The 24659-nt window shown below is 62.4% G+C and carries 25 protein-coding genes; 7 read left to right on the forward strand and 18 right to left on the reverse strand.

Translation table 11 applies throughout. The annotated features are described in order from the left end of the window. Positions 1-113: 113 nt before the first annotated feature. Both greA and QMK32_RS00835 read left to right on the forward strand, forming a co-directional pair. Entirely contained in the window at positions 114-608 is a 495-nt protein-coding gene (gene greA, locus QMK32_RS00830; protein ID WP_084346091.1) for a transcription elongation factor GreA, read from the forward strand. Positions 609-714: 106 nt separating this feature from the next. Further along, positions 715-1968, forward strand: coding sequence for an acyl-CoA thioester hydrolase/BAAT C-terminal domain-containing protein (locus QMK32_RS00835; protein WP_283472414.1), 1254 nt, complete (start codon positions 715-717; stop codon positions 1966-1968). Here QMK32_RS00835 and QMK32_RS00840 read toward each other — a convergent pair. The 4 genes from QMK32_RS00840 to QMK32_RS00855 all read right to left on the reverse strand — a co-directional run bounded on the left by QMK32_RS00840 (position 1958) and on the right by QMK32_RS00855 (position 6285). After that, on the reverse strand, positions 1958-2752 hold the full coding sequence (locus QMK32_RS00840) for an ABC transporter permease (protein WP_269305043.1): 795 nt from the start codon (positions 2750-2752) through the stop codon (positions 1958-1960). The genes QMK32_RS00835 and QMK32_RS00840 overlap by 11 nt on opposite strands. Then, complete coding sequence (locus QMK32_RS00845) at positions 2749-3717, reverse strand: ATP-binding cassette domain-containing protein (RefSeq protein ID WP_283472416.1); 969 nt, start codon at positions 3715-3717, stop codon at positions 2749-2751. Before QMK32_RS00845 ends, QMK32_RS00840 begins: the two co-directional genes overlap by 4 nt. A 215-nt stretch (positions 3718-3932) precedes the next feature. Further along, entirely contained in the window at positions 3933-5087 is a 1155-nt protein-coding gene (ilvA, locus tag QMK32_RS00850) for a threonine ammonia-lyase (RefSeq protein WP_283473133.1), read from the reverse strand. Positions 5088-5139: 52 nt separating this feature from the next. Continuing rightward, entirely contained in the window at positions 5140-6285 is a 1146-nt protein-coding gene (locus QMK32_RS00855; RefSeq protein WP_283472417.1) for an NAD(P)/FAD-dependent oxidoreductase, read from the reverse strand. 124 nt (positions 6286-6409) lie between these two features. Here QMK32_RS00855 and QMK32_RS00860 point away from each other — a divergent pair, with 124 nt between their 5' ends. From QMK32_RS00860 to QMK32_RS00880, 5 genes are read left to right on the forward strand one after another with little or no spacing between them, the layout of a single operon-like run. Then, entirely contained in the window at positions 6410-6853 is a 444-nt protein-coding gene (locus tag QMK32_RS00860) for an Asp23/Gls24 family envelope stress response protein (protein ID WP_084346097.1), read from the forward strand. Then, positions 6850-7179 carry a hypothetical protein gene (locus QMK32_RS00865; RefSeq protein WP_283472419.1) on the forward strand — a complete coding sequence of 110 codons (330 nt, stop codon included), beginning with the start codon at positions 6850-6852 and terminating at the stop codon, positions 7177-7179. The genes QMK32_RS00860 and QMK32_RS00865 overlap by 4 nt, the downstream gene beginning before the upstream one ends. Continuing rightward, positions 7176-7361: a DUF2273 domain-containing protein gene (locus tag QMK32_RS00870; protein ID WP_136171231.1), complete on the forward strand. Its 186-nt coding sequence runs from the start codon at positions 7176-7178 to the stop codon at positions 7359-7361. The genes QMK32_RS00865 and QMK32_RS00870 overlap by 4 nt, the downstream gene beginning before the upstream one ends. Next, positions 7354-8289 carry a DUF6286 domain-containing Asp23/Gls24 family envelope stress response protein gene (locus QMK32_RS00875; protein ID WP_283472420.1) on the forward strand — a complete coding sequence of 312 codons (936 nt, stop codon included), beginning with the start codon at positions 7354-7356 and terminating at the stop codon, positions 8287-8289. Before QMK32_RS00870 ends, QMK32_RS00875 begins: the two co-directional genes overlap by 8 nt. Beyond that, entirely contained in the window at positions 8286-8846 is a 561-nt protein-coding gene (locus tag QMK32_RS00880) for a hypothetical protein (RefSeq protein ID WP_283472421.1), read from the forward strand. Before QMK32_RS00875 ends, QMK32_RS00880 begins: the two co-directional genes overlap by 4 nt. 147 nt (positions 8847-8993) lie before the next feature. Here the strand turns inward: QMK32_RS00880 and tuf are convergent, their stop codons facing one another. The 14 genes from tuf to QMK32_RS00950 form a co-directional block, all read right to left on the reverse strand. Then, entirely contained in the window at positions 8994-10184 is a 1191-nt protein-coding gene (tuf, locus tag QMK32_RS00885; protein WP_269305034.1) for an elongation factor Tu, read from the reverse strand. A 121-nt stretch (positions 10185-10305) separates the two neighbouring features. Next, the gene (gene fusA, locus QMK32_RS00890; protein WP_269305033.1) at positions 10306-12408 is read right to left on the reverse strand and encodes an elongation factor G; all 2103 of its coding nucleotides are present in this window, start codon (positions 12406-12408) and stop codon (positions 10306-10308) included. A 132-nt stretch (positions 12409-12540) separates the two neighbouring features. Then, positions 12541-13011 (reverse strand): 30S ribosomal protein S7, encoded by a 471-nt coding sequence (gene rpsG, locus QMK32_RS00895; RefSeq protein ID WP_072805598.1) that lies wholly within the window; start codon positions 13009-13011, stop codon positions 12541-12543. Then, complete coding sequence (gene rpsL / locus QMK32_RS00900; protein WP_072805599.1) at positions 13011-13385, reverse strand: 30S ribosomal protein S12; 375 nt, start codon at positions 13383-13385, stop codon at positions 13011-13013. Before rpsL ends, rpsG begins: the two co-directional genes overlap by 1 nt. 305 nt (positions 13386-13690) lie before the next feature. Then, complete coding sequence (locus QMK32_RS00905; protein WP_283472422.1) at positions 13691-14209, reverse strand: DUF3558 domain-containing protein; 519 nt, start codon at positions 14207-14209, stop codon at positions 13691-13693. After that, the gene (locus QMK32_RS00910) at positions 14206-14724 is read right to left on the reverse strand and encodes a DUF3558 domain-containing protein (RefSeq protein WP_283472423.1); all 519 of its coding nucleotides are present in this window, start codon (positions 14722-14724) and stop codon (positions 14206-14208) included. The genes QMK32_RS00905 and QMK32_RS00910 overlap by 4 nt, the downstream gene beginning before the upstream one ends. 33 nt (positions 14725-14757) lie before the next feature. Then, positions 14758-15393, reverse strand: coding sequence for a TetR/AcrR family transcriptional regulator (locus QMK32_RS00915; RefSeq protein ID WP_283472424.1), 636 nt, complete (start codon positions 15391-15393; stop codon positions 14758-14760). Positions 15394-15398: 5 nt separating this feature from the next. Further along, positions 15399-16163, reverse strand: a complete 765-nt coding sequence (locus tag QMK32_RS00920; RefSeq protein ID WP_283472425.1) for an enoyl-CoA hydratase family protein — start codon at positions 16161-16163, stop codon at positions 15399-15401. Further along, positions 16163-17323 (reverse strand): acyl-CoA dehydrogenase family protein, encoded by a 1161-nt coding sequence (locus QMK32_RS00925; protein ID WP_283472427.1) that lies wholly within the window; start codon positions 17321-17323, stop codon positions 16163-16165. Before QMK32_RS00925 ends, QMK32_RS00920 begins: the two co-directional genes overlap by 1 nt. Beyond that, a complete protein-coding gene (locus QMK32_RS00930) occupies positions 17320-19362 on the reverse strand; it encodes an acetyl/propionyl/methylcrotonyl-CoA carboxylase subunit alpha (protein WP_283472428.1) in 2043 nt (680 codons plus the stop codon). The genes QMK32_RS00925 and QMK32_RS00930 overlap by 4 nt, the downstream gene beginning before the upstream one ends. A 5-nt stretch (positions 19363-19367) precedes the next feature. Continuing rightward, positions 19368-20966, reverse strand: a complete 1599-nt coding sequence (locus tag QMK32_RS00935) for an acyl-CoA carboxylase subunit beta (RefSeq protein ID WP_283472429.1) — start codon at positions 20964-20966, stop codon at positions 19368-19370. Beyond that, a complete protein-coding gene (locus QMK32_RS00940; RefSeq protein WP_283472432.1) occupies positions 20963-22111 on the reverse strand; it encodes an acyl-CoA dehydrogenase family protein in 1149 nt (382 codons plus the stop codon). The genes QMK32_RS00935 and QMK32_RS00940 overlap by 4 nt, the downstream gene beginning before the upstream one ends. Next, positions 22108-23802 (reverse strand): acyclic terpene utilization AtuA family protein, encoded by a 1695-nt coding sequence (locus tag QMK32_RS00945; protein ID WP_283472433.1) that lies wholly within the window; start codon positions 23800-23802, stop codon positions 22108-22110. The genes QMK32_RS00940 and QMK32_RS00945 overlap by 4 nt, the downstream gene beginning before the upstream one ends. Continuing rightward, positions 23799-24596: a TIGR03084 family metal-binding protein gene (locus tag QMK32_RS00950; protein WP_283472434.1), complete on the reverse strand. Its 798-nt coding sequence runs from the start codon at positions 24594-24596 to the stop codon at positions 23799-23801. Before QMK32_RS00950 ends, QMK32_RS00945 begins: the two co-directional genes overlap by 4 nt. Between the last annotated feature and the right edge of the window lie 63 nt (positions 24597-24659).

Genomic DNA, 24659 nt, shown 5'->3' on the forward strand with positions numbered 1-24659 from the left:
AACGGGCCTACCACGTTGGGGATTTGCACACTGCAATCCCCAGGTTTGCCGCGTGCGCCGTCCGCATAAAACTGGGAGTCCACCGCGACTTCTACTACAAGGGAGTGATCGAGATGACCGAGACCCAGGTGACCTGGCTTACCCAGGAGTCCCACGACAGGCTCAAGAGCGAACTCGACCAACTCATTTCCAATCGCCCGATCATCGCCGCCGAAATCAACGAGCGACGCGAAGAGGGCGATCTGAAAGAGAACGGCGGCTACCACGCTGCACGTGAGGACCAGGGCCAGCAGGAAGCCCGTATTCGCCAGTTGCAGGAACTGTTGAACTCCGCCAAGGTCGGCGAGGCCCCCACCCAGTCCGGTGTAGCACTCCCCGGGTCCGTGGTGAAGGTCTACTACGACGGCGACGAGTCCGACGCCGAGACTTTCCTCATCGCCACCCGCGAAGAGGGTTCCACCGACTCCAAGCTCGAGGTCTACTCCCCTAGCTCTCCGCTGGGTGGTTCACTCATCAATGCCAAGGTCGGCGACACCCGCCAGTACACCTTGCCGAACGGCAAGATCATGAAGGTCACGCTCGTCAGCGCGGAGCCTTACCACTCGTAGACATTGGTCTCGGTTCAGTCGAGTTTCCCCGGTCGGTAGTCATCCGACCGGGGAAACTTGCGTTATATGACCGACACCGAGCGCGGTCACGGCGCACACTTGGACAATGGATGCAGTGTCCCTGCAGGTCGACCCAGTCGAGGGCCCGATCGACGGCCCCACTACCTTTCGTGTCCTGGGCGTTTCCCCCGGCCTTCCGGTCCATCTCGATGTCGCCACAGTGGATGCGAACAACCACCACTGGGTGTCACATCAGGACTACAACATCGATGCCGAAGGTCGGCTTTTGATCACCGACCCCGACCGACCGTGGTGGAACATGTTCTTCGTCGACGAAGGGGTCGTGCCCGTCGCCTTCGCCGGATCGGACGGCGGACTCGACTACCGAATCTCGGTGCACGCAGTGGAGGGTTCGTCCAGCACCACGGTGCGTCGCACCTGGGGCGGAGATCTGGTTCGCGAGGATCTCGCGGGCGTCGGGTGGCGACTGCGGATCTATCTGCCCGATACCGGTGACGATGTCCTGGCCGGGGTCATCGTTCTCCCCGGCACAACAGGTGCACGAACGGCAGCGCCCACGGCGGCACTGCTCGCTTCACATGGATACGTGGCAGCCGTGCTGTCCTATATGGACGACACCGGTCTCCCCGAGCAGTTCGAGGAGATACCGGTAGAAGCGATAGCCGCAGGAATGGCAGCTTTCGCCGGCCACGAACGGGTCGACACACGCCGCATCGCGGTCTACTCCTGCTCGGTCGGGGTGTCGGTGGCGTTGTCGGCTTTGGCCCGCACTCCGAGCCTTCCGATCCGCGGCGTCATCGCGATGGCGCCCTCCCACGTCGTCCTGCAAGCCCGATCCAACGGTGGACCTCCACCCCGAACGTCTTCGCTGACCGTCTGCGGTAAACCGCTGCCGTACATGCCCATGCGAAGCGAACGGCTCATCGGGCAGCTGATCAAGACGGCCGCCCGACGGGTTTTCGCGACCGGCCCCACCTCACAAGCTCTGTCGTTACGACCCGCATACGCTGCCGGACTGAAAAACGACAAAGACGTCTACGACGCGACCATCCCCGTCGAGCGGATCGACGCTCCGCTGCTTGCGATCGCCGGCGATGACGACGCGGCGTACCCGTCCGACCGGATGGCGCGCGCGTTGATTGCCAGACGCAAACGCACTACGGACCGGTTGCTGATCCTGCCGAATGCCGGTCATATTCTGCGTCCCCCCGCAACGCCTACAACCGTCGACCGTAACTACGACACGGTGTCCGGTGGAACGCCCGCAGGCACCGCGAAAGCGCAGCGCCGAATGTGGACCGAGGTTTTGGATTTTCTCGAGACCAGCCTCAAGCAGTGAGAGTGCTCTCGTACTTACGCACCGACAACGGCACGAAGACTACAAGCAGAACGACAACCCAAATGAGCGTATAGAGCACTGGGTTTTGCAGTGACCACACGTCCGGCGGCGGCGCCAAAGGACTTGTGTTGCCGAACAACTCGCGCACCGCCTGGACAGTCGAGGAAATCGGATTCCATTCGGCGATCGTTTTGAGCAGCGGCGGGAAGCCGTCGATGGGCACGAATGTGTTCGCAATGAAGGTGACAGGGAATATAACGATGAACGAGGCATTGTTGAAAATTTCCGGTGACCGTACCGACAGCCCGACGAACGCCATCACCCAGGAGATCGAGTAGGCGAACAACAGCAGCAGGACGTACCCGGCAAGAGCCTCGAAGAACGACGTCGTAATGCGCCAGCCGACGATCAAGCCGGTGATCGACATGATCGTGATGGTCACCAGATTGTTGCCCACGTCGGCGGCAGTTCGTCCGATGACCACAGCCGAGCGTGCCATCGGCAGCGAACGGAACCTGTCCATCACACCCTTTTGCAGATCCTCTGCCAGCGAAGATCCGGTGATCGTGGCACCGAAGATCATCGTCTGAACGAAGATCCCACCCATCAAAAAGCTCTTGTAATCGCCGCCGCCAGGAATGTCGACGGCACTGCCGAACACGTACGCGAACAGAAGCACGAACATGATGGGCGACAGCGTCGCGAAGACCAGCAGATCCGGAACCCGCTTGATCTTGATCAGATTGCGTTTGCCGATGATCAGGGAATCGCGCACGACACTCATTTGGCTACCTCCACTGCAGCGTCCGACTCGGTGGCATGGCCGGTAAGGCTGAGGAACACGTCGTCCAGGTTGGGGCGTCTCAAGCCGACGTCGACCACGGAGATACCTGCTTCCCGCAACTTCACCAGGGCTGTCGTCAGGTCGTCCGCGCCACCGTCGACCGACATGACGATTCGGCGTGCCTGTGCGTCCCACTGCGGTTCATCGACACCGATCGGAGCCAACAACTCCTGGGCGCGTGCCCGATCGTCAGGATCGGTGAGGACGAACTCGAGCCGCTCACCACCGACCTGCGCCTTCAACTGATCCGCAGTGCCCTCGGCGATGATCGCCCCCTTGTCCAAGACGATGATCTTGTCTGCCAACCTGTCGGCTTCCTCCAGATACTGCGTGGTCAGCAGAATGGTCGTGCCGTCCTTGACCAGATCGGAGATGAAGTCCCACATGCCGATTCGGCTGCGCGGATCGAGACCTGTCGTGGGCTCATCGAGAAACAGCACCCGCGGCCTACCGATGAGACTGGCAGCGATGTCGAGCCTGCGACGCATACCGCCCGAATACTGCTTGGCGGTGCGGTCGCGAGCGTCGAGCAGATCGAACCGTTCCAACAGATTGTCCGCTCGCGAGCGCGCCTCGGCCTTCTTCAGTCCGAACAGGCGACCGACCATCTCGAGATTCTCGTATCCGGTGAGGTACTCGTCGACCGCGGCGAACTGACCGGTCAACCCGATGGTGGAGCGGACCTCGCCTGCCTGCTTTGCGACGTCGAGGCCGAATACCTTCGCGGTTCCCGAGGTCGCCTTCAACAGCGTCGCCAAGATGCGAACCGCCGTCGTCTTGCCTGCGCCGTTCGGTCCGAGAACTCCGAGAACCGTCCCCTCCGGCACCGAGAAGGTGATCCCGTTGAGCGCGACGTTCTTTCCGTACTCCAGTACGAGATTCTCTACTTCGACGGCATTCGCCACGACGTACCCTCCCTGTCGTTGTCATCAATACGTACTTCTCGTTACGGCAGACACTGAGGTCTCGAACAGTGCAGACTCTTGTCGCGTCGAAAACTGATCGGGCGCGTTCGCCCCACCTGAAGTCACGCTCGGATAGTACGGGCAGTCACCGACAAGTATCCGGGGAACTAATACCGCTCCGCAGATTTGTACGCGAACACTTGTGCAGGCCGGTCCTACAGCGTTCCGACGCCGAATGCCGATGCGTCGAGCGCGTCGAGAATCTCCTGACGGTGAATCGGGCCTCGGGTTTCGACGGTGAGCAGGACTTCGACCTCCTCCAAGCCGAGCTGACCACCGGTCCTCGAGTGCACGACGTCTACGACGCTCGCACCGAGTTTCTTGACGACCTCGAGCAGAGACAACAGCCCACCCGGTCGATCCGAAATCGTCACGCGGACAGCCAAATATCTGCCTGCCGCGCGCAGCCCGTGGGTGATGACATGGGTCAGCAGCAGCGGATCGATGTTGCCGCCGGACAGGATCGCGCAGACCGGCCCCCGGAGCTCGAGGTCGTCGCGGGTCATCAGTGCGGCCACCGCCGCCGCACCCGCGGGCTCGACGATGAGTTTGGCGCGCTCGATGCACAGCAGCAGCGCACGCGAGAGGGCGTCCTCGCTGACGGTGACGACTTCGTCGACCCAGTCGGCTACGTGAGCGAACGGAACTGCCCCCGGCAACCCTACTGCGATGCCGTCGGCCATCGTGGTCATCGATGCCGCTGCGATCGGGTGACCCGCACTCAGCGAAGCCGGCCACGCAGCCGCGCCCTCGGCTTGCACGCCGATGATCCGCACACCTGGTTTGTGGAAATGAAAGGCAGCAGCCACGCCTGCCAGTAGACCGCCGCCCCCGGTCGGAACGAGGACGGTACCGACCTCGGGCATCTGCCCGAGTAGTTCGGTTCCGAGTGTCGCCTGCCCGGCAACGATGTCCGCATGATCGAACGGGTGTATCAGGACGGCGCCGGTCCGCTCCGCGAACTCACGCGCGTGGGTCAGTGCCTCGTCGACGGTATCGCCGACGAGGTTCACCGTGGCACCGTAGGCCTTGGTGGCGACGAGCTTCGGCAGCGAGGCACCCGCCGGCATGAACACCGTCGAGGCGATGTTCAATTCAGTTGCAGCCCAGGCGACTCCCTGTGCGTGATTGCCTGCGCTCGCAGCGACGACTCCGTGGGCGCGCTCGGATGCGGTGAGCCGCGAGATCCGGTTGTACGCCCCGCGCGGCTTGAAGGAGCCGGTGCGTTGCAGGTTCTCGCACTTGAGACGCACCTCGTGACCGGTCAGGTCGGAGAGGATCCGCGACGCCACTACCGGCGTTCTTCGCATGACAGGCGCGAGAACGTCCTCCGCGTCGGCGATGTCCCCAGCCGTAAGAAGTTCACTCAAGAGGCAGCCCGATCTTCGCGCGCATCTTCATCACTCCCCCAGCTTTTCCGGCACCGACAACAGCGGTAAGAATTCCGTCACGGAAGTAGTAGGCCAAGAATTTTCTGCCGTCGTCATCGACAATCTTGACAGAATCGTCAGCCGAAGGCGTTCCGAGAGCCTGAATCTTCAGATCGTATTGGTCGCTCCAGAAGTACGGCACCTGCGGACGCGCCGGGGCTGCCTCGTGACCGAGGATCGCGGGCACCATGACCCGAACCTGATCGCTGACGTTGCTCCAATGCTCGACCCGCTTCGTCGCGTCGCCGACCGTCCATGCAGCGACATCGCCGACCGTCCACACATGGGGATCGCTCGTGCGTCCGACGGCGTCCGCGGAAATACCGTCGGCGATCTCGATTCCCGAGCCCGCCAGGAAGCCTGTGACGGGTGTCGAACCCACCCCGATCACTACGGTGTCGACCTCGATTTCGGTGTCATCGGTGAGCACGGCGTGGGTGACTCGATCGGATCCGCGCAGGGTCTTGATGCCGGTGCCGGTCCTGAGGTCGACTCCCTCCTCGCGGTGCAATCGAGCGACGAGCTCGCCCACCTCGGCGCCGAGCACCGAACCGAGCGGTGTCTGCTGTGGTTCGACGATCACGACGGCGGCACCCGCGTGCCGGAATCCTGCCGCGAGTTCACATCCGATGAAACCTGCACCGACGACAAGAGCACGGCTGCTGGATTCGACGTCTTTGCGTAGCGCCGCGGCGTCGTCCCGCGAACGCAGCACGTGTACACCTATCAGGTCCGGTAGCGAGGGGAGGCGTCGCGGGTGCAGGCCCGTCGCGAGCACGAGTTCGTCGTAGGCCAGGGTCGATCCGTCTGCCAACTCAACAGTCTGTGCGGCGGTGTCCACGGCAACTGCAGCCGAGCCCAGGCGCAGTTCGATGTTGTGCTCGAGGAAGTACTCGGCAGGTTCGAAGGTGGTGTCCTCACGTTCGCCGCGAATGACCTCCTTCGACAGTGGAGGTCTGTCGTACGGCAAATGGTTTTCGTCACCGACGAGCACGATGTCGCCGCCGTACTCGAGTTTGCGTAGTTCCTGGGCGGTCCGCAGACCTGCCAACCCTGCTCCAACGATCACAATTGCCATGACTGATCTTTACCAGACGGCGACTATTTCGGCGCTGGCCGGCCGCTTCGGCTCTCGCAGACGACCCGCGTATGCCGTGCGTTTTGTGTAGCCGCGCAGGGGCAGCATCACTACGATCATAGGTATGACCACAGACCCCAGGTTCGCTGCAGCGGGTTCGGCAGCGCTGACCACCACGCAGGGGCGAACGATCATCGCCGATGCCGTCGTCGCAAAGATCGCCGGCATCGCCACCCGCGAGATCGACGGCGTCTACGACGTCGGTGGTGGCACAGCCCGAGCGGTCGGAGCTCTCCGCGATCGGATACCGGGTGCCCGGGTCAACCACAGCCAGGGAGTCGCCGTCGAGGTAGGCGAGAAGCAGGCCGCGATCGACATCGGCATCGTTGCCGAGTACGGCGTGGCGCTACACGAACTGGCCGCAGGTATTCGCCGCAACATCATCACCGCGGTCGAAAGGATGACCGGCCTCGAGGTCACCGAGGTGAACGTCACCGTCTACGACGTCATGCTCTTCGACGACACCGAGACCGGACCTGATCCGGACCTCCGCCCGCGTGTGCAGTGAGCGCTTTACGCGAGATCGAACTCGCTGACACGGTCGCGTCGATCACGCTGAGTATTGCGGGTGTCAGCGCCCTGCACTCGGGCGAGTTCGGTGAGATCGCGACGTATCTGCCCGGCCGTAGGGTCGTCGGTATCCACATCCACGCCGACGTCTGCGAGATCCACATCAGCGTCGAGTATCCCAGCGACGTGCACGCGGTAGCTCGCGCAGTGCGGGATGCCGTCGGGCCACACGTGTCGGTACCGATCGTGGTCACCATCGAAGACGTCACCACACAACCGGTCGTCGAAGACGTCGCAATACAACCGACAGGGAGTCATCGATGACGTACACACTCGCGGGGTTGCTCACGGGCTTGCTGTTGGCGCTTGCCGGAATCATCGGCGGGTTCAGCGGATTCGTACTTGCACTGTTCCTCGGGGCCGTAGGGGTCGCCATCGGTGCTCACTTCGATGGTCGACTCGACCTCACGACATTGCTGCGTAGCCGCGGTCGCGGCCGTGGTTGATACGGATAGCGCCGCATCAACCGACACTGGCGGGCGAGGAACCCTCGTCATCAAGGAGCGTGCCATCGAACGCGTGGCCGTCGCAGCGGCACTGGCAGTGCCTGACGTCGTCCGTAGCGTCGGTGGAATATCACGCTTGACGGGCCGGGATCTGCCGCGCGCAGATGCATCGGTCGGCGAGTACTCGGTCTCGATCAACCTGTATGTGAGCCTGACGTGGCCGTGCCGAATCGCCGACGTCTCCGAGGCCGTCCACACCGAGGTTGCCCGTACCCTCGACAACATCGTTGGCCTGCCCTTGTATCGGCTCAACGTCATGGTGGCAGCCACATCCGCCGGAGAAGCTGTGGAACAACAGATCTCGGACGAGACGACTGTTGCGGCACCGAGACCGCGCCCACCGGCGGCGAGTCCGGCGGCACTCCCCGTCGCCGTTACGCTCGCCTTCGGCCTGCTGGCACTGGCCTTCGTCGCCGGTCGAGAATTCTTGATCGTGCACGACACGATCAGCGGAGCCCCCTGGATTCGAAACACGATCGAGCAGATTGCCGAATTGCACTGGGCGAGATGGATGATCGCCGCATCGGGAGCAGCGATGGTTGCGGGACTGATACTCCTCGCCATCGGCGTGAAACCCCGCACGCAGACACACACCGGGGCAACGTCGCCGACCTCGTCTTTGCCGATGGTATGGATGCGACCAACCGACGTCGCACGGATGTGCAGCGATCATGCAGGGGATGTACCCGGCGTCGAATCCGCCCGCACGACGGTCACGAAGAAACACATCACGGTCGAAGTACACCGAACCGAAGCAGGCGAGGACAGAGCGTTGACCGAAGCCGTCCGTGACGCAATAGCGCCGACGCTGTCGGTACTGGCCGACAACAGAGACACCCGTATCCGTCTCGAACAGACACGCGAATGAAGCGCGCGACTGCAGTCGTCGACCGTCTACTCGTCGTTGGACTCGGCGTCGCACTGCTCGGGGCCGGTGCATTCGCTCTCGCCTGGTACTTCGACCTTCCGCTCGCGGTGCGCACACTGTCTCGATTCGATAGGGACACGATCGCTGGACTACCTGCGCAAGATTGGTGGGAGGCAGCACTCGCTGGGACCGCCATCGTCGGCGCGATCGGCGCAATTGCACTGATCATCGGAAACCTCTCGCCGCGGCGCACCGGGACGATGCAGATCTACGCCGAGGAATCCCTTGCGATCCGAGTCGACCTCGGCGCTCTGGCACGTGGGATAGCCGCTGATCTCGCGTCGTTTCCCGAAGTCGAGTCCTCCCGGGGCCGGGCGATCGACGACCGAGGGACCGCGACGCTCGCGGTCACCGTGTCTGCATCCCCTGCCATCGACATCGACGCCTTCACACGGACCGTCGAGAAGAAGGCAGCATTCGTTGCCGAGTCCGTCGAAGGCGGAGCAGTCGCTCTTCGGATTCAAATGCATGTGAACGCTGCGGTGCCGTCCAAGTAGCTCGACGCATGAGTGATCCCTTGTAGCTATCTGATCGTATGAGTGGACCATTCAAGCGGGATGTGTAGCGGGTACAGGTACGAGCACACAAAAAAGAGGCGCCCACCTCCTTGCGGAGATGGGCGCCTCTCTTCGAGTGAAGCTAGATCACTTGAGGATCTTCGTAACGCGACCGGCGCCGACGGTACGACCGCCCTCGCGGATAGCGAAACGCAGGCCCTCGTCCATGGCGACCGGCTGGATCAGCACGACGTTCATCTCGGTGTTGTCACCGGGCATGACCATCTCGGTGCCCTCGGGGAGGGTCACAACGCCCGTTACGTCCGTGGTACGGAAGTAGAACTGCGGGCGGTAGTTGTTGAAGAACGGCGTGTGACGGCCGCCCTCATCCTTGGACAGGATGTAAGCGTTGCCCTCGAACTCCGTGTGGGGAGTCGTGGTACCCGGCTTGATGACAACCTGTCCACGCTCGACATCTTCGCGCTTGATGCCACGAACGAGCAGTCCGACGTTGTCGCCGGCCTGGCCCGAGTCGAGCAGCTTGCGGAACATCTCGATACCAGTGACCGTGGTCTTGGTCGAGCCGGGGCGGATGCCGACGATCTCGACCTCTTCGTTGACGTTGACCGAGCCGCGCTCGATACGTCCGGTCACAACCGTGCCACGGCCGGTGATGGTGAAAACATCCTCGACTGGCATGAGGAACGGCTTATCCGTCTCGCGGACCGGGTCCGGGACAGAATCGTCGACGGCCTGCATGAGCTCGAGAACGCTCTCGGCCCACTTGGGGTCACCCTCGAGTGCCTTGAGTGCGGACACCTTGATAACCGGTGCATCCTCGTCGAAGTCCTGCGCAGCGAGAAGCTCGCGGACCTCCATCTCGACGAGCTCGATGATCTCTTCGTCGTCGACCATGTCGGACTTGTTCAGGGCGACGAGGATGTACGGAACGCCGACCTGCTTGGCGAGGAGCACATGCTCACGCGTCTGCGGCATCGGGCCGTCGGTTGCCGCTACCACCAGAATTGCGCCGTCCATCTGCGCAGCACCGGTGATCATGTTCTTGATGTAGTCGGCGTGGCCGGGCGCGTCTACGTGTGCGTAGTGGCGCTTTTCGGTCTGGTACTCGACGTGGGAGATGTTGATCGTGATACCACGAGCCTTCTCCTCCGGAGCCTTGTCGATCTCATCGAAGGCCGAGGCCTCGTTGAGGTCCGGGTACTTGTCGTGCAGAACCTTGGTGATTGCTGCCGTCAGCGTCGTTTTGCCGTGGTCAACGTGACCGATGGTTCCGATGTTGACGTGCGGCTTCGTCCGCTCGAACTTCGCCTTCGCCACTATGTCCTCCTGGACTGATTTGTGCTTGCGGTTATGCAGCAGTGCGGTTGTCTCGTACAGCTCTTGTGAACTGCAAGGGTCGTGCGGTGGAACAGATACAGCGTGCCCAGCTGGGAAGAAATTATTCTCCCATTGCCTTCGCGATGATTTCCTTCGCGACGTTCACAGGAACTTCAGCGTAGGAATCGAACACCATGGAGTAGTTAGCGCGGCCCTGAGTCTTCGACCGAAGGTCTCCGATGTAGCCGAACATCTCCGACAGCGGAACCTGTGCCTTGACGATACGGGCACCGCTGCGTTCCTCCATGGCCTGAATCTGACCACGGCGGGAGTTCAAGTCGCCGATGACCTCACCCATGTAATCCTCGGGCGTGATGACCTCTACGGCCATGACGGGCTCGAGAATGACGGGGCCGGCCTTGCGAGCGGCTTCCTTGAACGCTTGTGAGCCGGCGACCTTGAAGGCCATTTCCGACGAGTCGACGTCGTGGTACGCACCGTCGAGGAGCGTGAGCTTGACGTTGACCAGGGGGTACCCGGCAAGGACGCCGTACTGCATGGCGTCCTGAGCTCCGGCGTCGACCGAACCGATGTACTCCTTCGGCACACGCCCACCACTGACCTTGTTCTCGAACTCGTACGTCGCGCCGTCTTCGCCTTCGAAAGGCTCGAGCTTGATGACGACCTTCGCGAACTGGCCGGAGCCACCGGTCTGCTTCTTGTGGGTGTAATCGTGCTTCTCGACCGTCTTGCGGATGGTCTCGCGGTACGCGACCTGCGGCTTACCCACATTGGCCTCGACCTTGAATTCGCGCTTCATACGGTCGACGAGGATGTCGAGATGCAGCTCGCCCATACCGCCGATAACGGTCTGACCGGTGTCCTCGTCCAGTTTGACGGAGAAGGTCGGATCCTCTTCGGCGAGCTTCTGGATAGCCATTCCCAGACGTTCCTGGTCGGACTTGGTCTTCGGCTCGATCGAGACCTGGATGACCGGATCCGGGAAGCTCATGGATTCGAGGATGATCTGGTTCTGCGGATCGCAGAGGGTATCACCCGTCGTCGTATCTTTCAGACCGATCACGGCGTAGATGTGACCGACGCCAGCAGAAGGCACCGGATTTTCCTTGTTGGAGTGCATCTGGAAGATCTTGCCCAGACGCTCCTTCTTGCCCTTGGTCGAGTTGACGACCTGAGCTCCGGATTCGACGTGACCGGAGTAAACCCGGATGTACGTCAGCTTGCCGAAGAACGGGTGCGTCGCGATCTTGAATGCGAGAGCCGCGAAAGGCTCATCGGACGAAGGCTTGCGAGTGAGCAACTTTTCTTCATCGTCGACTGCCTGGCCGGTGATGGACTCGACGTCCAGCGGTGACGGCAGGTAGTCGATGACCGCGTCGAGCATGGGCTGGACGCCCTTGTTCTTGAACGCGGATCCACACAGAATCGGATACAGCTCGCTGTTGACCGTCATCTTGCGGATGGCGCCCTTGATCTCGTCGACTGTCAGCTCTTCGCCGCCGAAGTGCTTCTCCAGAAGCGCCTCATCGGACTCGGCCACGGTCTCGAGCAGCAACGTGCGGTACTCGTCTGCACGCTCTTTGAGGTCTTCCGGGATCTCGATGGTCTCGTAGGTCTCGCCCAGCTTGGTTTCGCCGCGCCAGATCTTCGCGCTCATCTCGACAAGGTCGACGATGCCTTCGAATTCACTCTCAGAGCCGATCGGCAGCTGGATGACCAAAGGCGTGGCACCGAGCCGATCCTTGATGGTCTGCACGGTGTAGTAGAAATCTGCACCGAGCTTGTCCATCTTGTTGACGAAGCAGATACGCGGAACGTCGTACTTGTCTGCCTGACGCCACACCTGCTCCGACTGAGGCTCGACGCCCTCTTTGCCGTCGAAAACGGCTACGGCGCCATCCAGCACGCGGAGTGAACGCTCGACCTCGACCGTGAAGTCGACGTGGCCGGGCGTATCGATGATGTTGATCTGGTTTTTGTTCCAGAAGCACGTGACAGCAGCGGACGTGATCGTGATGCCACGCTCCTGCTCCTGCTCCATCCAGTCAGTCGTCGACGCACCGTCGTGCGTCTCACCGATCTTGTAGTTCACCCCGGTGTAGAACAGGATGCGCTCGGTGGTTGTGGTTTTACCGGCATCGATGTGGGCCATGATGCCGATGTTGCGGACCTTGTTAAGGTCGGTCAGCACTTCCTGTGCCACGGAATTCATCCCGTCTTATAAGTCGAAGAGGTGGGGCTGGTCCAGCGCTGCAGTTCTCGCACGGGGCCAGGTACTAGGTAAAGCGCCGGTGAGGTGCGGGTGCTATGAAGCTCCGCACCCTCCCGACAAGCATCACCAGCGGTAATGCGCGAACGCCTTGTTGGCTTCTGCCATCTTGTGCGTGTCCTCGCGACGCTTCACAGCGGCACCGAGGCCGTTGCTGGCGTCGAGCAACTCGTTGGCGAGACGCTCGACCATCGTCTTCTCACGACGAGCACGCGAGAAGGTGACCAGCCAGCGCAAAGCCAACGTGGTGGAACGGCCGGGCCGAACCTCGACAGGCACCTGGTAGGTGGCGCCACCGACACGACGGCTGCGAACCTCGAGGGCCGGCTTGACGTTGTCGAGTGCACGCTTGAGCGTGACGACGGGGTCGGTGCCGGTCTTCTCGCGCGCCTGCTCGAGTGCCTGGTAGACGATGCGCTCAGCGGTCGACTTCTTGCCGTCGATGAGGATCTTGTTGACGAGCTGCGTGACCAACGGGGAACCGTAAACCGGGTCGTTGATCAGCGGCCGCTTGGGTGCTGGGCCCTTGCGTGGCATTAGCTCTTCTCCTTCTTGGCGCCGTAGCGGCTGCGAGCCTGCTTGCGGTTCTTGACGCCCTGGGTATCGAGCGAGCCGCGGATGATCTTGTAGCGCACACCCGGGAGGTCCTTCACACGACCACCACGAACGAGCACCATGGAGTGCTCCTGCAGGTTGTGGCCTTCACCGGGGATGTAAGCAGTGACCTCGACCGCACTGGTCAAGCGCACGCGCGCGACCTTACGGAGAGCGGAGTTCGGCTTCTTCGGAGTGGTTGTGTACACGCGAGTGCACACGCCACGACGCTGTGGGCTTCCCTTGAGGGCAGCGGTCTTGAGCTTCCGCACCTTATCGGTGCGACCCTTGCGGACCAGCTGGTTGATAGTTGGCATGAACCGGCTTTCTTCGTGTTACGAGTCTCATCTTGATCGAGACTCAGGGATCTAGCAGTTGGAGCAAGAGAACACTGCTCCTCACCCTTACTACCTCCGCGGGTCTCTTGCACCCCACAGTCGGGTGTGTCGCATACCCCCACACGGCAGCCGTATCGCTTGCTCGAATGCGAACATGAGCACGGCTGTACCTCGCATAGGCACACAGACGGCCCGGGCATGCCGGACACGACGCATTACGATACCCGGCGGCGTTGCCTCGGGTCAAAACGACCCCCGCTGTGCTACCGGCTGGGCTTGGACATCTACTGACTCAGGTCGAAAGTCAGTTCCATCAACTCGGTCGCTGCCGCACAAGGGTCCGGATGGCCCGACCCTGGCAGGTACTGAACCCACCACCCGACGATGCCTGCGTCGGGCCCGCCTGCTGTGACACCGCACGAGTCGGGATCCTGGGGTGGCTGGCTGCGAATTGCGTTGCGTCCCTTCACCGAAATGTCGGTAACGCTGTACATCATCTTCTCGTTGGTTTTGCGTTCGGTGGCCAACGATCCGTTCTCGAACCAGTTCGACGTCACCTTCACGAGGCCGTTGGGGCCGATGACATCCCACCGGCAGATCGCTCCGAAGAATCCACGCGCGATGGCGTCGCCGCCGACGGTTGCCGCGATCTGGTCGTCGAGAACCCAATCGCATTCGGTCAGCAGGTTGGGCAGATCCCCACCTCCCGAGCCGTCGAAACCTGCCGCCCGCGGAGTCCCCTGCACTGTTGTGCTGCAGCCCGCTAGAAGGAGGGCTGCCGCCAAAATCAACGCTCTCTTCACTGGGCCCTCTCCACCGTCAGGGACGCAAGTTGCTCGGCGACACCGCATGGATCGGCCGACGGTCGCAGGTCCCCGTACGAAACCGACCAATGTACGAAGTCCTTGCCGAATTGCACGCCCACTTCGCACAGGTAACCCTCCGTGGCGGCCGAAAATCCGGGGTTTCCGTCGATCTCGATGTCCTCGGCCGGTCTACCGATCAATTCCGAACCGGAGCGCTCACGGTCGATGGGGCTGCCCCGATACCAGGAGAAGCTGACCGAAGGCCCGGAGAAACCCGCAACCTCCCACTCGCATCCCACCGAGTTACGGGTGATCATCGTGAACGCCGTCACCACGAACGCTCCACGCACTTCCTCGTCCGCGACCGAACCGCACTGGCCGAAGAACGGTCCAGGCTCGCCGGCGGAGGCTTCGGCCGAATCCTGGCTCGACGGCGCCGCGTCGTCACCGGTTCCGCAGGCGGCCAGCAGAATGCCGCACACCGCCAGGCCGATGGCTACTCTCCCCCGCATGCCCAGGACTCTACTGAATGTCCGTCGGAAGAATTAACCCTTGTGTAGGGCGGTCACGGTGTCGTCCTGGCGAATCCGAAGGGACGCGTCGAGGACGCCCGCCCAGGCCCGAACGATCTCGGCGCGCCGTCGCGAGTCGTCGCTGAGTACATCGGCCAACCCCAAGCCGCGGGCCAAGTCGAGCGTCGCCTGTACCAACCGATGGGTCTGCGGATCACGATCGTCGGCACCGAGATGTGCGACGGCAGTGCGATGTGCGACGCGACCGAACTTGTCCTCCAGTGGCAAGACCCTGGCGCGCATCTCCGGATCCGCCGCGGCCGCGGTCCACACCTGCAGCGCTGCCTTGAACAGTGGCCCGGTGTAGTAGTTCACGAGCCGATCCACCACGGCCTCGGTTCTGGCCGGACCGACCGGCAGTGCCACCGGTTCGCGTCCGGCGTGCTCCATTCGGGTATCGAACATGTACTCGAGGGCAGCAGTGATCAGGTCTTCGCGCGTCGGAAAGTGATGTTGCGTAGCACCGCGAGACACCCCCGCTCGTTCTGCCACGACGCTCACCGTCGTGGCGCCCCAGCCCTGCTCGGCGAGAGAGTCGATCGTTGCTTCGAGCAGCCGCAACCGCGTGGCCCTACTACGGTCCTGTTTGGGTTCACGCGGCGACGCCATCTTCCCTACTTCTTCCCTGTGTTCGGTATCGCCCAACTCGGTGGACGCTTCTGCAGAAAGGCCATCATCCCTTCTCGCGCCTCCGCCGACGCGAACAGCCTCGCCGAATGTGCGGCGAGCTCCTCGCCGCGACGATCGAATTCGGCAAGTATAGAAGCGGTGGTCAACCACTTCGACTCCGACAACCCTTGCGGTGACGCCTGCGAAATCGATGCGATAAGTTCCTTCATCAGCGACTCGGGATCCGGGCCTGCTGCACTGATCAGCCCGATGACCTCGGCCTCATGGGCCCCGAACTTCTCGCCGGTCAGAAAGTATCGGCTCGCGGCTCGCGAATCGAGTCGCGGAAGTACAGTGAGCGAGATGACGGACGGCGCAAGCCCGAGCCGCGCCTCGGTCAGCGCAAACGTACTGCCAGGCCCGGCCACGACGATGTCACAGGCACCGACGAGTCCCATTCCTCCCGCACGTACGTGGCCGTCGATCTTCCCGATGACCGGCTTGGGTGTCTCCAGGATCAGTCGGAGCAAGCCGAGCATCTGAGCGGTTCTGCTCTCGACCGATCCGCCCGCCTCGGATATATCGGCTCCGGCGCAGAAGGTATTGCCCGTGTGCGCGAGTACGACCGCACGAATATCGTTGTCCCTGCCCGCATCGACAAGTCCGGCAGTCAGTTCGTCGACCAGGACGGTGGACAACGCGTTTCGATTGTGTGGTGTATCGAGGGTCAGCGTGGTAACCGCATCTGCGGTATGAACCTGCACTGCCATCAGTACGACCTCGGCAAGCCCAGCGAATGCTGCGAGACGAAGTTCAGGATCATCTCGCGGCTGACCGGCGCAACACGGCCGATACGAACGGCGCCGAGCATCGAAGCCAGTCCGTACTCCTCGGTCAGGCCCGCGCCGCCATGGGTCTGAATGGCCTGATCGAGCGCTTTGATGCTCGCCTCTGCTGCTGCGTACTTGGCCATGTTCGCGGCCTCAGCGGCACCGAAATCGTCACCGCTGTCGTAGAGAACTGCCGCCTTCTGCATCATCAGCTTGGCGAGCTCGAGCTCTATCTTGACCTGCGCGAGGGGATGCGCAATGCCCTGGTGTGCTCCGATCGGCGTCTTCCACACCGTGCGTTCCTTGGCATACTTGACCGCGGCGGCGAGTGCGTAGCGGCCCAGGCCGACCGCCATTGCGGCACCGAGGATGCGTTCGGGATTGAGCCCGGCGAACAGTTGCATGAGCGCGGCATCGGCTTCACCGACGAGGGCGTCGGCAGGCAACCGAACATCATCGAGGAACAACGTGAACTGATGATCCGGCTCGATGATGTCCATCTGCATCCGAGTTTTCTGGAAGCCCTCGGTGTCCGTCGGCACAACGAACAAAGCCGGCTTCAGCTTGCCGCTCTTACTGTCTTCGGTTCTCGCGACAATGAGCACGGCGTCGGCCTGATCGACCCCGGAGATGTAGATCTTGCTGCCGTTGACGATCCAGTCGTCGCCATCTCTTCTGGCCGTGGTCGTGATCTGATGCGAGTTCGAACCGGCGTCGGGCTCGGTGATCCCGAAAGCCATGATTTTCGACCCGTCGGCAAGCGCGGTCAACCATGTCTGCTTCTGATCCTCGGTGCCGTACTTACCGATGATGGTGCCGCAGATCGCTGGGCTCACCACCACCAGGAGCAGACCTGCACCATGGGCAGAGAGTTCTTCCTGCACGAGCGCGAGTTCGTAGATGCCTGCTCCACCACCGCCGTACTCCTCGGGAAGATTCACCCCCAGGAATCCGAGCTTGCCTGCTTCGTTCCACAATTCGGTCAGCGGTTCACCGCGCCGCGCTTTGGGGAGCACGTAGTCGATGTAGTTGAAGCGCTTGCCGAGAGAAGAGACTGCCGTACGCAGCGCCTTCTGTTCCTCGGTTTCGATGAAGCTCATGTGTTCTCCCCTTCGTTCACTACTTCTTCGGTGACTACTGCTTCGGTGACTTCGGCTTCGGTGACCACGGCGAGTAAAGCGCCGACTTCTACCTGCTGTCCCACTTCGACATTCAGCTCGGTGAGTACACCCGCTGCTGGAGCGGTAACCGTGTGTTCCATCTTCATCGCTTCGAGCCACAGAATCGGCTGACCGGCCGTCACCGTGTCACCTGCTATCGCGCCGACGCGAACGACATTGCCCGGCATCGGAGCAAGCAATGATCCCGCCGCCACTTCCTCGCTCGGGTCGGTGAAGCGCGGTGTCCTGACCAACCGAACGGGCCCGAGAGAAGAGTCGACGAAGATGTCGTCTCCGTATCGTGCGACGTCGAAGAACCGACGAATACCGTTCTCGTCGAGCACTACTCGCGTAGGCGAAGTGGACACCAAGGTGACGCCGTCCAGACCTGTCGTGAGCCCGTACCGGCCGAGTGTGTATTCGACGGTGATGTCACCGGACTCGACCTCACCCAACGACGCGTCAATCCGATAGGACTTCCGCTGCGGCTGGGAGGGCAGGTTGCGCCACCCGCTCGGCAACCCTTTGTCGACCCGTGCCGTACTGCGATTGACGGCGGCATCGGCGAGCGCGGCAACGAGTGCCGAGAGCTGCACTGCCTGGGTGCCTCCTACCGGACGAGCGAGAGTACCTAGCCCATGGGTGTCGAAGAACGCAGTGTCGGTGTCCCCTGCCACGAAAGCCGGATGGCGCAGGACATTGACCAGGAGGTCACGGTTGGTCTTCAATCCGTGAATCTGCGCATTCTGCAACGCTTTCGCCAGCAACTTCGAGGCCTGCTCACGGGTGGGTGCATAGGAGATGACCTTGGCCAGCATCGGATCGTAATGAACGCCGACGACAGTGCCACTCTCGATACCCGAATCGACCCTGATACCTGCCTTCTCGAGGACAGTGAAGTGTGCACCAGGAATCTCGAACCGGTGAACCGGGCCACTCTGTGGTTGCCAATCCTGCGACGGGTCCTCCGCATAGAGCCGAACTTCGATCGAATGGCCCGAGGCATCAGGCTGGTCTGTGGGCAACGAACCGCCTCCGGCAACGTGGATCTGCAACGAGACCAGATCCAATCCCGTCGTACATTCGGTGACGGGATGCTCCACCTGAAGACGCGTGTTCATCTCGAGGAAGAAGAAGTTCCCACTTTCGTCCGCCAGGAATTCCACGGTTCCGGCTCCCTCGTACCGGATGGCCTCGGTGGCCAAGCGGGCCGCGTCGAAAAGCCGTTTGCGCATACCCGGAACCCGCTCGACGAGGGGCGACGGCGCCTCCTCTACGACTTTCTGGTGCCGCCGCTGCAGCGAGCACTCTCGCTCGCCGACGGTCCACACGTTGCCCTGACGGTCGGCCATGACCTGCACCTCGATATGGCGACCGGTTTCGATGTAGCGCTCGCAGAACACCGTCGAGTCACCGAATGCCGACAGCGCTTCCCGCTGTGCCGCTTCGATTTCTGCATGCAGCGCGGCGAGTTCACGCACGATCCGCATACCTCGTCCACCGCCACCCGCCGATGCCTTGACGAGAACCGGGAGATCGTCCTCGCCGATCGCGGCGGGATCGAGCTGCGTCAGCACCGGTACCCCAGCATCGGCCATCATCTTCTTGGACTCGACCTTGCTGCCCATCAGTTCGATGGCCTCGGCCGGCGGTCCTATCCAGATCAAACCGGCGTCCTGCACCTGCCTCGCGAATTCCGCATTCTCCGAGAGGAATCCGTAACCGGGGTGGATAGCATCGGCACCAGCTCGAATCGCTGCTGCGATGACGAGTTCGCCGCGCAGGTACGTCTCGGCCGAGGAATTTCCCGGCAGACGTACCGCGGCGTCGGCTTCCCGCACGTGCGGAGAATCGGCGTCTGCGTCGGAGAAAACGGCAACCGTGTCGATTCCCGCCCGACGGCAGGTGGCGAAAACGCGTCGAGCAATTTCGCCTCGGTTGGCGACCAGGATCGAGTTGATCGAGTTCATGTTGCTCATGTGCGTCACATCCGGAAGACACCGAAGTTTGCGGTGCCTTCGATCGGGGCAGAGGCGATGGCCGAGAGGCACATTCCCACTACCGTACGGGTGTCACGGGGGTCGATCACGCCGTCGTCGTACAGGCGTCCGGAGAGGAACAGTGGCAGCGACTCCGCGTCGATCTGCTTCTCGATCATCGCGCGCATGCCTGCGTCCGCTGCTTCGTCGAACACCTGGCCGCGCCCTTCGGCAGCAGCGCGTCCGACGATGGAGATGACACCCGCGAGTTGGGCACCGCCCATGACTGCGGACTTGCTCGACGGCCAGGCGAACAGGAAGCGCGGGTCGAAGGCTCGCCCACACATGCCGTAGTGGCCCGCGCCGTACGACGCGCCCAGCAGGATGGAGATGTGCGGGACGGTGGAGTTGGAGACGGCGTTGATCATCATGGAACCGTGCTTGATCATGCCGCCTTCCTCGTACTCCTTGCCGACCATGTAGCCGGTGGTGTTGTGCAGGAAAAGAAGTGGCGTGTTCGAGCGGTTCGCGAGCTGGATGAACTGCGTCGCCTTCTGTGATTCCTCACTGAACAGGACGCCTCGGGCGTTGGCGAGGATGCCGATCGGGTAGCCGTGCAGTTCGGCCCAGCCGGTGACGAGCGAAGATCCGTACATCGGCTTGAACTCGTCGAAGTCGGAGCCGTCGACGATGCGGGCGATGACCTCGCGCGGGTCGAACGGAATCTTCAGGTCGGTAGGAACTATGCCGAGGAGTTCTTCGGGATCCACCAGGGGCTCGATGACGTCGGCGCGCGGTTCCGGGCCCTGTTTCTTCCAGTTCAAACGCTCGACGATACTACGACCGATGCGAATGGCGTCCTGCTCATCGACGGCGAAATAGTCTGCGAGACCCGACTTTCGGGCATGCATTTCGGCACCTCCGAGCGACTCGTCGTCGGAGTCCTCACCGGTAGCCATCTTGACCAGCGGGGGTCCCGCCAGAAATACCTTGGACTGTTCCTTGATCATGACGACATGGTCCGAAAGACCGGGAATGTACGCACCACCGGCAGTGGAGTTACCGAAGACGAGGGCGATGGTCGGGATGCCCGCAGCGGACAGTTGCGTGAGGTCACGGAACATGCGCCCGCCAGGAATGAAGACTTCCTTCTGCGTCGGCAGATCGGCACCACCGGACTCGACGAGCGAGATGACCGGCAGACGGTTCTGGGTGGCGATGTCGTTGGCGCGAAATCCCTTCTTCAACGTCCACGGGTTGCTGGCGCCGCCGCGGACCGTCGGATCATTTGCCACGATCAGGCATTCCACGCCGCAGACGACGCCGATGCCCACCACGGTGCTGGCGCCGACCGGAAAGTCGCTGCCCCAGGCGGCAAGTGGGCACAGTTCAAGGAAAGCCGAGTCCTCATCGACGAGTAATTCGATGCGTTCGCGAGCTAGGAGTTTGCCGCGCCCCCGATGACGCTCGATGTATTTCTCGCCACCGCCGAGCAGTGCCTGGGTGTGCTCGGCATCGATCTCGGCAAGTTTGGTGTTCATCGCCTCGGTTGCCTCGACATACTGCGCGGAGGCAGTGTCGAGAGTGGACTTCAGCACGCTCATGCTTGATACCCCAATCGTTTTGCTGCGAGTCCGGTCAGAATTTCGGTCGTGCCTCCGCCGATGCCGAGGATGCGCATGTCGCGGTATTGCCGCTCGACTTCGCTTTCGCACATGTAGCCCAGGCCACCGAACAGCTGAACCGCCTGGTTGGCTACCCATTCGCCGGACTCGACGGCAGTGTTCTTCGCGAAACACACCTCGGCGATGAAGTCGTTGTTCTCCTGCATCGAACGCTCGACGATGCTGCGGGTATACACGCGGGCGATGTCGATCTTGCGGGCCATCTCGGTGACGGTGTTCTGCACGGATTGCCTTGCGATAAGGGGCTTTCCGAATGTCTCGCGGTCTCGAACCCACTGCAAGGTCAGGTCCAGGCATCGTTGTGCGCTGGAGTAGGCCTGTGCAGCCAACGCGACACGCTCGGTCAAGAAGGCCTGCGCGATCTGGGCGAATCCACTGTTCTCCGCTCCGACGAGGTTGCTGACCGGGACTCGGGCGTCGACGAAGGAGAGCTCGGCGGTATCCGACGCCCGCCAGCCCATCTTGTCGAGCTTGCCGGTCACCTCGAACCCTGGTGTGCCCTTCTCGACGACGAGCAGCGAGACTCCACCGGCACCGTCGCCGCCGGTGCGGACCGCGGTGACGACGAAGTCTGCTCGACATCCCGACGTGATGTAGGTCTTGGAGCCGTTGACGACGTAGTGGTCGCCGTCCTTCACTGCCCTGGTACGTAGGTGCCCGACATCGGAGCCGCCACCGGGCTCGGTGATGGCGAGCGAACCGATCTTCTCGCCGGCGAGGGTCGGGCGTACCCACTTGTCGATCTGGTCGGGATCACCGGCTGCGACAATGTGCGGCAGTGCGATTCCGTTGGTGAACAGCGAGGCGAAGAGCCCACCCGACGCGCCTGCTTGATGCATCTCCTCGCAAATGACGATGGCGTCGGCGAGATCCCCGCCCTCACCGCCGACCGATTCTTCGAACCCCGCTCCGAGCAGTCCGAGAGCCGCGGCTTTCTTGTGCAGGTCGCGGGGTATTTCGCCGTCGCGCTCCCAGTCGTTCATGTGTGGTGCGATGTCGTGTTCGACGAAGCTACGCACGGTCTTTCGGAGTTGTGCGCGCTCCGGAGTGTTCCACATTGTCATGAGAGTGTCCCTGTGAAGACGAGAGTTTCGGGGATGTCGATGTGGCGCGAACGCAGCCATTCACCGAGCCCCTTGGCCTGTGGATCGAAACGAGCCTGCGACGCGACGCCTTCCCCGAGGATGCCTTCGATGACGAAGTTGACGGCCCGAAGTTTCGGAAGAACATGCCTGGTGACGACGAGATCCGCGGTCTCCGGCAACATGAGTGCGACCTGCTCGACCGTCAGAGCGTGTGCCAGCCAGGCAAATTCGTCGTCCGTGCGAACCCAGACACCGACGTTCGCGTTCCCACCCTTGTCTCCGCTGCGTGCGGCGGCGATGGTGCCGAGTGGAACGCGAATGGTCGGTTCCGTCTCTCGCGCCGGTGGTAGTTCCGGTTCGGTCAGCGGTTCGAGTTCGAGCGTCTCGGTCGCGGGTCCGATTTCCCGTTGCGTTCCGTCCGGCAGCACGACCACCTGGGGCACTTCGCTGATCGGCACATAACCGGCGGTGAACACGCCGTACGGCGCACCGTTCCCTGGAGGCGCCGTCACCGAAAGCCCCGGATAGCTGGCCAGTGCCAGCTCGACCGCCACCGAGGAGAACTGCCGCCCGACAACATTCGGGTCGCTGTCGCGAACGACGCACCGGAGCAAGGCACTCGCGGTCTCCTCGGTCTCGGCGTCGGGCTTGTCGGTGCGCACGAGCGTCCAGTCGAGTTCGGTCGGCCGCGACGGAAGCCACGACTCGAACTGCTGCTGCACCAGTGCGGCTTTGGCCTCGATGTCGAGGCCGGTCAGGATCAGGGTGAACTCGTTGCGGAATCCACCGAGTGCGTTGAGAGAAACCTTGGCAGTGGGCGGGGGCGCTTCACCCTTCACTCCACTGACCAGCACGCGGTCGGCTCCGACCTGTGACACCGACGCAGTATCGAGTCGAGCGGTGACATCGGGGTTCGCGTAGCGGCCACCGGTGATCTCGTACAGCAGCTGAGCTGTGACGGTACCGACGCTCACCGCTCCCGACGTGCCTTCGTGTTTGGTGATGACGGACGATCCGTCGGCCTCGATCTCCGCGATCGGAAATCCTGGCCGCGACATATCCGCGATCTCGGTGAAGAACGAGTAGTTGCCACCGGTGGCCTGCGTACCGCATTCGATGATGTGCCCGGCAACAACGGCTCCGGCGAGAGAGTCGTAATCGGTTTTACTCCAACCGAAGTGGGCGGCTGCTGGTCCGACGATGACGGAAGCGTCGGTGACTCGCCCGGTGACGACAACGTCGGCGCCTGCGTTCAGGGCCTCGACGATACCCCAGGCGCCGAGGTACGCATTGGCGGTGAGCGGACTACCGAGGCCGAGTTCTTGGGCTCGCGGGAGCAAGTCGTCGCCGTACACATAGGCGATTTCGGCGCCTGTGCCGAGCCTGTCGAGTGCCTCGACCAGGCCGCTCGGGTTGAGGCCACCAGCGTTCGAGACGATTTTGACGCCCTTGTCGAGCGCGAGCCCCAGGCAGTCCTCGGCCTGGCGGAGGAAAGTCTTCGCGTAGCCTCGCGACTTATCCTTCGCCCGGTCACGGCCCAGGATGAGCATCGTCAACTCCGCGAGGTAATCGCCGGTGAGATAGTCGAGTTCGCCGCCCTCGAGCATCTCGCGCATCGCCGAGAGACGGTCGCCGTAGAAGCCGGAACAATTGCCGATTCTGACTGTCATCTTTTGGGTCGTCCTGGTCCTGGAGGGCCTGCGAAGGCTTGAGCGATGGTCAGCCAGTGCTGAGCGTCCGGTCCGACGGCCTCGATGTCGAGATTCTCGGGGTGCGCCCGCTGCGTCACCAGCAGACAGAAATCCGCTGCCGAGCCGGTGACGCGTTGAGCAGCGTCACCGGGGCCCCAGGTCCACAGCTCACCCAAGGGGGAGGTCAGCTCGACTCGGAACGGCTCGGACGGCGGAGTCTGTTGGTTGATCACATACGCAAAATCACGGGTACGGACGCCGATGTGCGCGACAGCTTCGATGCGCTCGGTCGGCTCGCGGGTGATGCCGAGTGCATCGGCGACGTCCTGGCCGTGGGCCCATGTCTCCATGAGGCGAGCGGTTGCCATCGAAGCAGCGCTCATGGGCGGTCCGAACCACGGAATCTTCACACCGGACGGGACACGTTTCAGCGCATCGGTCATGGCATGCCTGCGGGCACGCCAGAGCGCGAGAAGATCAGAATTTCCGGCCTCCTCCGCTGCGGCGCTGTCGACGAAACCAGCGGGATCGGACCATGCCGCCTTCAGCACGCCGTCGAACTCCGCAACAGCGGTCGCGTCCCCCGATGCCCCCGAGGTGGTGCGTTCGGCAACATTGTCGGTCCAGGACAGATGCGCGATCTGATGCGCGACGGTCCAGCCCGGCGCAGGTGTGAGCGTCGCCCATTGGTCTTCGGTCAGTCCAGCTACGAGAGTGTCGAGCGCATCACCCTCGGCGCGGAGGTCATCGACGATCGAGTCGAGGTCGGCCATGGAGAAAGTTTCACATCTGATCGATAAAAAAGCAAGCACGCTTGCTTGTTAATAATGCGATGA

The organism is Rhodococcus sp. H29-C3 (assembly GCF_030063405.1).
In the GTDB taxonomy this organism is placed as follows: domain Bacteria; phylum Actinomycetota; class Actinomycetes; order Mycobacteriales; family Mycobacteriaceae; genus Rhodococcoides.